Below are 7314 nucleotides of genomic sequence, written 5' to 3'. Positions count from 1 at the left end.
GACTGGTTGGTGCCGCATCAGGCCAATTACCGCATTATTAAAGCGACAGCGAAAAAACTGTCGATGTCGATGGATCAAGTGGTATTGACGCTTGACCGTCATGGCAATACGTCGGCAGCGTCAGTACCGACCGCACTGGATGAGGCGGTACGAGATGGGCGTATTCAACGCGGACACACCGTGTTACTCGAAGCCTTTGGTGGTGGTTTTGCGTGGGGATCCGCGCTCGTAAGATTCTAAAATTAATAGGAAAACAGCTATGTCTTCAACAGCTAGTTCTTCAACAGCGACGTCTTCAACTGCGATTGTTTTTCCCGGTCAAGGCTCCCAAACCGTGGGTATGCTCGGGGAGCTCGCCGAACAATATGGTGTTGTCCAGCAGACGTTTGCAGAAGCCTCAGAAGTGCTTGGCTATGACCTTTGGGCATTGGTCCAGCAAGGGCCAGAAGCGGATTTAAATGAAACGCACCGCACACAGCCAGCTTTGTTGACGGCGTCTGTGGCTATTTGGCGCGTCTGGCAATCACAAGGTGGTGCCGCGCCCGCGATGCTTGCTGGCCATAGTTTGGGTGAATATTCTGCTTTGGTTTGTGCGGGTGTATTGGATTTTAAAGAAGCCGTTAAGCTTGTCGAGCTGCGCGGTCAATTGATGCAAGAGGCGGTCCCAGCCGGTGTGGGAGCGATGTCGGCAATTATTGGCTTGGATAACGATGCGATCGCGGCAGCCTGTGAGCAAGCGGCACAAGGCCAGGTGGTCTCACCGGTTAACTTCAACTCGCCAGGCCAAGTGGTCATTGCGGGTAATAAAGAAGCGGTGGAGCGCGCCAATGCGTTGTGCAAAGACGCGGGTGCAAAACGTGCATTACCGCTGCCAGTGTCGGTGCCTTCTCACTGTGCGCTGATGAAACCGGCAGCAGAAAAACTGGCGCAAGCACTGGAATCTGTCACGTTTAATGCGCCACGTATTCCTGTGGTCAACAACGCTGATGTGGCAACGCCGATAGAGCCGGCTGCAATTAAAGAAGCCTTAGTGCGTCAATTACATAGCCCGGTACGCTGGACCGAAACAGTTGAGCATATGGCGGCTGAAGGCGTGGAACAGCTGTTGGAATTTGGCCCAGGTAAAGTACTGACTGGCTTGACCAAACGCATCAACAAGGCGTTGAGCAGCGCGGCCGTCAATGATAGCGCCAGCCTCGCCACTGCGAAGGCATAAACCGTATTACGAAGACACTTTGTGACTGCCGGTGCATGCCGGCAGAATCAACTAAAAGGGTAACCGAATGAAACTAGACGGAAAAGTAGCGCTGGTGACAGGCGCAAGCCGTGGGATCGGCCGAGCAACGGCAGAGCTTTTAGCGGAGCGTGGTGCCACCGTGATTGGTACGGCGACCAGCAAAAAAGGCGCCGCTGCAATTAGCGATTATCTCGGTGAAAACGGTAGAGGCCTGGCACTCAATGTGACCTCGCCAGAGTCGGTCGCAGAGGTGCTTGATACGATCAAAAAAGAATTTGGCGACGTTGATATTCTGGTTAACAACGCGGGTATCACTCGTGATAACCTATTAATGCGGATGAAAGACGATGAGTGGCAGGACATTATGGACACCAACTTAACGTCAATCTTCCGTTTATCAAAGGCCGTATTGCGTGCGATGATGAAAAAACGCTGTGGCCGAATCATTAATATTGGTTCTGTGGTCGGTGTGATGGGTAATGCGGGACAGGCAAATTATGCGGCAGCAAAAGCCGGCGTGATTGGCTTTACCAAATCCATGGCACGTGAGGTGGCTGCGCGTGGCATCACAGTGAATACAGTCGCGCCTGGTTTTATCGAAACCGATATGACCAAGGCGCTAAATGATGAACAGCGCGCTGCGACGCTGGCACAAGTGCCAGCAGGGCGTTTGGGTGATCCAAAAGAGATTGCTGCAACGGTGGCGTTTTTAGCCTCTGATGATGCTGCTTATATGACGGGCGAGACCTTGCACGTCAATGGCGGTATGTACATGATTTGATCGAGACCGTTGCAATCTCGAATGACACACGTCAAACTCCGATTGATTTGTCCCCAAATCGTGGTTTGACCAGCCGTGGAGGTCTTGCAACTTCCACATTAATGAATAAACTACAGCACATATCGCATCTGCGAATCTTGTAAGGACTAGTATTAATATGAGCAACATCGAAGAACGCGTAAAGAAAATCATCGTTGAGCAACTAGGTGTCGACGAAGCAGAAGTGAAAAACGAAGCTTCATTCGTAGACGACTTGGGCGCGGACTCTCTGGATACCGTTGAGCTGGTAATGGCTCTTGAAGAGGAATTCGATACAGAGATTCCAGATGAAGAAGCAGAGAAGATTACTACTGTACAGGCAGCTATCGACTACGTTGTCGGCGCTTCAGCGTAATCTCAGAATCCTACCAGGCGGTCTCCTCGACCGCCTGTGTTCTTTTTAAGCTATTCTAATTTCCAAACTTATATTCTCCGGAGAATATCATCGTGTCTAAGCGTCGTGTTGTTGTGACTGGCATGGGTATGTTGTCACCCGTGGGTAACTCAGTTGAGTCTTCATGGAAAGCTCTGCTAGCCGGGCAAAGCGGTATCTCAGCGATTGAGCATTTTGATGCCACTAACTTTGCTACTCAATTTGCGGGCATGGTTAAGGACTTCAATTGTGAAGACTACATGTCGAAAAAAGATGCACGAAAAATGGACTTGTTCATTCAATATGGCATTGCTGCCAGTGTGCAAGCCATTAAAGACTCCGGATTGCAAGTCGATGACAACAATGCACACCGTATTGGTGTCGCGATAGGTTCAGGCATTGGTGGTCTTGGTTTGATTGAACAAAACCATCGTGCGTATATGGAGAAGGGTCCACGTAAAATCAGCCCCTTCTTTGTCCCATCAACCATCGTTAATATGATTGCAGGGCACGTGTCGATTAATTACGGCATGCGTGGCCCAAACATCTCGATTTCCACCGCATGCACCACAGGCCTGCATAATATTGGTCATGCCGCCCGTATGATTGCATACGGTGATGCAGACGCTATGGTGGCCGGCGGCGCAGAGAAAGCCTCTACCGAGCTTGGTATTGGCGGTTTTGCCGCCGCCAAAGCATTATCAACACGTAACGATGATCCACAGTCGGCCTCTCGCCCATGGGACAAAGATCGTGATGGTTTTGTGCTGGGTGATGGTGCTGGTGTCATGGTGCTTGAAGAATATGAACACGCGAAAGCACGTGGCGCGACCATTTACTGTGAATTAGCCGGTTTTGGCATGAGCGGGGATGCTTACCATATGACGTCACCCAGTGAAGATGGCTCAGGGGCGGCACTGGCGATGGAAGCAGCGATTCGTGATGCGGGGATTAACCCGGCACAAATCGGTTACGTTAACGCGCACGGTACCTCGACACCGGCAGGCGATGTTGCGGAAAGTAAAGCGATCCGTCGTGCAATGGGCGAGGCTGCGGACAGTGTATTGGTCTCTTCAACCAAATCGATGACCGGTCATTTGCTCGGTGCGGCAGGCTCTGCCGAGTCAATTATCACTGCCATGTCGCTGATTGATCAAGCCGTACCACCAACGATCAACCTTGATAATGTCGATGAGGGTTGCGATTTAGATTACGTACCGCACGAAGCGCGTGACGTAAAAATGGAGTACGCCTTGTGTAACTCCTTTGGTTTTGGTGGCACCAACGGCTCTTTGATCTTCAAAAAGCTGTAATACGCATAGGCGTTTATACAGCCTAAAAAGAGTTTGCTATAGTAACGGCCCGACGATTCGGGCCGTTTTTTATTGTCGGTAAGGTTTTTATTGTCGGTAAGAATAGTTGACTGTCGAGGTTGATAGATGATCTGGGTAAACGGACATCCTTGTCGCGAATTAGCGGTCGCTGACCGAGGGCTCCAATTTGGTGATGGTTGCTTTACCACTGGCCATGTGTATCAGGGGCTATTACTTGATCGCGATGCACATATACTGCGTTTACAAAGCACTTGTGAGCGATTAGCCATTCGCGAGGTTGATTGGTCGGCACTCGCGATAACGCTCGATCAAGCGTGTCAGTATTCGCAGGATGAACAGGTGTTGAAGGTGATTATCACCCGAGGCCAGGGGGGACGCGGTTACAGTCCCAAAGGCTGCTCGTCGCCAACCGTCATTGTTAGCCTGCATCCGTTTCCTCGCCATTATCATCATTGGCAACAGCATGGGGTGGCGTTGGCGACGACGCAGATGCAACTTGGCGCGTCACCATTTGCGGGGCTTAAACATCTCAATCGGTTAGAGCAGGTGCGTCTAAAGCTGGCACTGGAAGACGTGGAGGCCGATGATTTCGTGGTCGCGGACATGTTTGGCAACCTGGTTGAGACCACGGCGTCCAATCTTTTCTGGTGCCAAGACCATGTCATTTATACACCTGATTTGGCATATGCTGGTGTAGCGGGACTGATGCGAGAAAAAGTGATGGCCGTGATTGAAGGTTTCACGGACTACCAATGTAAAACGGTCGCGGTCGATGAGACGGCGCTGTGGTGTGCCGATGAAGTGTTTATTTGCAATACCTTGATGAAGGTGGTGCCAGTGACATCCATCAATGAAACAAGTTATAAAACGCATACGCTGACAAGGCGATTACAACAGAGGTTAAACGCGTGCTAAAAAAGCGATTTTTGGGGCTGGTGAGCGTATTGATGGCGATAGTCTTGGCCTCAGTCGCTGGGGTGCTTTGGCAAACGAAGGCGTTTATTTCCACGCCGTTATCCTTGCAGACGCCTCAGCTATTCACTGTCCCTAGCGGTGCACATTACCATAAGGTCATTGCAAAATTTGAAGACAACGGTTGGATGGCATCAAGCATCTGGTCGAAGTTTGCGCCACGGGTTTATCCAGAGCTGACTCGAGTACAAGCGGGCACCTTTCAGATTCAACCTGGACAAACATTAGCCGAGGCGTTCGCGACKCTGCGTTCAGGGCAGCAATATCAAGATGAAATCACCTTTGTCGAAGGGAGTACGTTTGTCCAGTGGCGCAAGCAGCTTGCCTCCGCGCCGCATCTTGACAAAACATTGGATGGCATGAGTGAACAGGCAATTGCTGATGCGCTTGGGCTCAAACACGATAAATTAGAAGGATTACTGCTTCCTGAAACCTACGCTTATGATGTGGGGGATACCGATATTGCATTGCTAAAACGCGCCGCGCGTGCAATGGAAGTGGCCTTGGAGCAGGCTTGGCAGCAACGTATCGAGGACTTACCGATAGAAACCCCTTATCAGCTATTAATCCTGGCTTCCATCATTGAAAAAGAGACCGCGGTGGCGAGTGAGCGAGAAAAGGTGGCGTCGGTATTTGTTAATCGGTTGCGACGCGGTATGCGTTTACAAACCGATCCCACCGTGATTTATGGTATGGGCGATCAGTATGAGGGGAATATTCGTAAACGTGACTTACGTACACCGACGCCTTATAACACTTATGTAATTAATGGCTTGCCCCCGACGCCGATCGCGATGCCAGGTAAAGCGGCTATCTTTGCCGCTGCCCAGCCAGCCAAAACGGATTACTACTATTTTGTCGCCACGGGTAAAGGCGGCCACCAATTTTCTACCACCTTGGCCGAGCACAACCGGGCCGTGCGTGATTACTTAAAAGTGTTGAAGAATCAATGAAGAACCATTTCATCGTTGTAGAAGGCCTTGAAGGCGCGGGCAAAAGTACGGCCATCAATCAGATCAAACAGGTGTTACTCGACGCCGGAATCCAGGATGTGATCACTACGCGAGAGCCCGGCGGTACGCCGCTTGCGGAACAGTTGCGTACGCTTGTCAAACAAGGTCACCCGGATGAACCGCTCACGGATAAAGCCGAGCTTCTCATGCTTTACGCCGCACGGGTACAGCTTGTCGAAAACGTGATCAAACCCGCCCTGGCGAAGGGCCAATGGGTGGTGGGTGATCGCCATGATATGTCATCACAGGCCTACCAAGGTGGGGGACGGGGCATGGACACGTCGCTGATGAAAAGCCTAAAAGAAACGGTCTTGGGGACGTTTGCCCCCTCACTGACCTTGTATATGGACATCGACCCAGAGGTAGGCCTTGCACGTGCGCGGGGTCGAGGTGAGTTGGATAGGATTGAGACCATGCAACTGGATTTTTTTGAGCGCACGCGAGCGCGTTATCTGGCATTGGCAAACGACGATCCCAGCGTGGTGGTGATTGATGCGGGCCAGTCGCTAGACACAGTGACCGCTCAGATTAAAACGGCACTAGAAAATTGGCTTAAGCAGCAACCAGGCGTATGAGTGACAAGATAACATTGGCATACCCAGCGCCTTACGTTTATCCCTGGTTTGAAGGCGTTTGGGCGCATTGGCAGCAACTCTTGACGAGTGCGCGCTTTCCGCACGCGCTCTTGTTGGCCGCGCCTCCGGGCAGCGGCCGTCGCGCATTGATAAGCCAGCTTGCCAAGGTGCGACTGTGTCGCCATCAAAACGATAGCGCCTGTGGGCATTGTCATCATTGCCAGCTTTTCGCGGCGGGTAACCACCCCGATATTCACTGGCTAGCCCCCGAGAAGCCCGGCAAGCAGATTGGTATTGATGCAGTGCGCAAAGTGCAACGACAAGCGCTGGAAACGTCGCAATTGGGCGGGGCGCGCTTTATTGTCATAGAGTGTGTCGAGCGTTTAGGGGAAGCCGCGGCCAATGCGTTGCTTAAATCGCTAGAAGAGCCACCTTCAGGGTGTTACTTCGTGTTATTGACAGACTCGCTGGATAGTTTACTCGCGACGATTATCAGTCGCTGTAGTGTGTGGAAAGCCCCGCAGGCGGAGGCTGAAACAGCCAAAACTTGGGTAGAGCAAGCATTGCAGCGCTCGGTGCCAGACCATGCGGTAAGCTTATATCGGGGCGCCCCCTTGGCTGCTCGTGACTTTGTGGCATCGGGCGGGTTAGATCATCACCATAGTGTGGTGGAAGGCTTTTCTACCTATGTGCGCGAGAGAACGGGCCTGTTTGACACTATCGAGGTGTTGGTCGCACACTATCCCGCTTCATTGAACTGGCTCAGTCATTTTCTGCTTGATGTACTTAAATGGCGTCAAGGTGTGGGGCAGACCATTGTGCATCGGCATCATCATCAACGGGTTGCCGAGGTGGCCAATGTGCTGACCACCCAGCAAGTTCATTCACTACTACGTGCGCTGCATCAATTACAGCGTCAGTTACAAATTCATACAGGGCTAAATACCGAATTGGTTGTTAGCCAGTGGTTATTATCGATTGGAGAATAAC

9 protein-coding genes are annotated in these 7314 nt (G+C 51.5%); all 9 read left to right on the top strand.

Translation table 11 applies throughout. The features are described 5' to 3' along the window. Positions 1–240: 3-oxoacyl-[acyl-carrier-protein] synthase III C-terminal domain-containing protein (locus BZG23_RS15400; protein WP_274532377.1), on the top strand; the 240-nt coding region annotated here is incomplete at its 5' end. Positions 241–259: 19 nt separating this feature from the next. Beyond that, the gene (gene fabD / locus BZG23_RS15395) at positions 260–1216 is read left to right on the top strand and encodes an ACP S-malonyltransferase (RefSeq protein WP_046075437.1); all 957 of its coding nucleotides are present in this window, start codon (positions 260–262) and stop codon (positions 1214–1216) included. 67 nt (positions 1217–1283) lie between these two features. After that, on the top strand, positions 1284–2018 hold the full coding sequence (gene fabG / locus BZG23_RS15390) for a 3-oxoacyl-ACP reductase FabG (RefSeq protein WP_077607437.1): 735 nt from the start codon (positions 1284–1286) through the stop codon (positions 2016–2018). Positions 2019–2175: 157 nt separating this feature from the next. Further along, positions 2176–2412: an acyl carrier protein gene (gene acpP, locus BZG23_RS15385; RefSeq protein ID WP_046075439.1), complete on the top strand. Its 237-nt coding sequence runs from the start codon at positions 2176–2178 to the stop codon at positions 2410–2412. Between the two features lie 92 nt (positions 2413–2504). After that, positions 2505–3743 (top strand): beta-ketoacyl-ACP synthase II, encoded by a 1239-nt coding sequence (gene fabF / locus BZG23_RS15380; protein WP_046075440.1) that lies wholly within the window; start codon positions 2505–2507, stop codon positions 3741–3743. 126 nt (positions 3744–3869) lie between these two features. Then, positions 3870–4679, top strand: a complete 810-nt coding sequence (pabC, locus tag BZG23_RS15375) for an aminodeoxychorismate lyase (protein WP_077578969.1) — start codon at positions 3870–3872, stop codon at positions 4677–4679. Beyond that, positions 4673–5689 (top strand): endolytic transglycosylase MltG, encoded by a 1017-nt coding sequence (gene mltG / locus BZG23_RS15370; protein ID WP_046075442.1) that lies wholly within the window; start codon positions 4673–4675, stop codon positions 5687–5689. Before pabC ends, mltG begins: the two co-directional genes overlap by 7 nt. Further along, positions 5686–6324: a dTMP kinase gene (tmk, locus tag BZG23_RS15365; protein ID WP_046075443.1), complete on the top strand. Its 639-nt coding sequence runs from the start codon at positions 5686–5688 to the stop codon at positions 6322–6324. The genes mltG and tmk overlap by 4 nt, the downstream gene beginning before the upstream one ends. Then, positions 6321–7313: a DNA polymerase III subunit delta' gene (gene holB, locus BZG23_RS15360; RefSeq protein WP_077607436.1), complete on the top strand. Its 993-nt coding sequence runs from the start codon at positions 6321–6323 to the stop codon at positions 7311–7313. Before tmk ends, holB begins: the two co-directional genes overlap by 4 nt. The last annotated feature ends 1 nt before the right edge of the window (position 7314 follow it).

It is taken from the genome of Salinivibrio sp. ML290 (assembly GCF_001995695.1).
Taxonomy (GTDB): domain Bacteria; phylum Pseudomonadota; class Gammaproteobacteria; order Enterobacterales; family Vibrionaceae; genus Salinivibrio; species Salinivibrio siamensis.
This window is presented reverse-complemented; position numbering and strand designations above follow the sequence as displayed.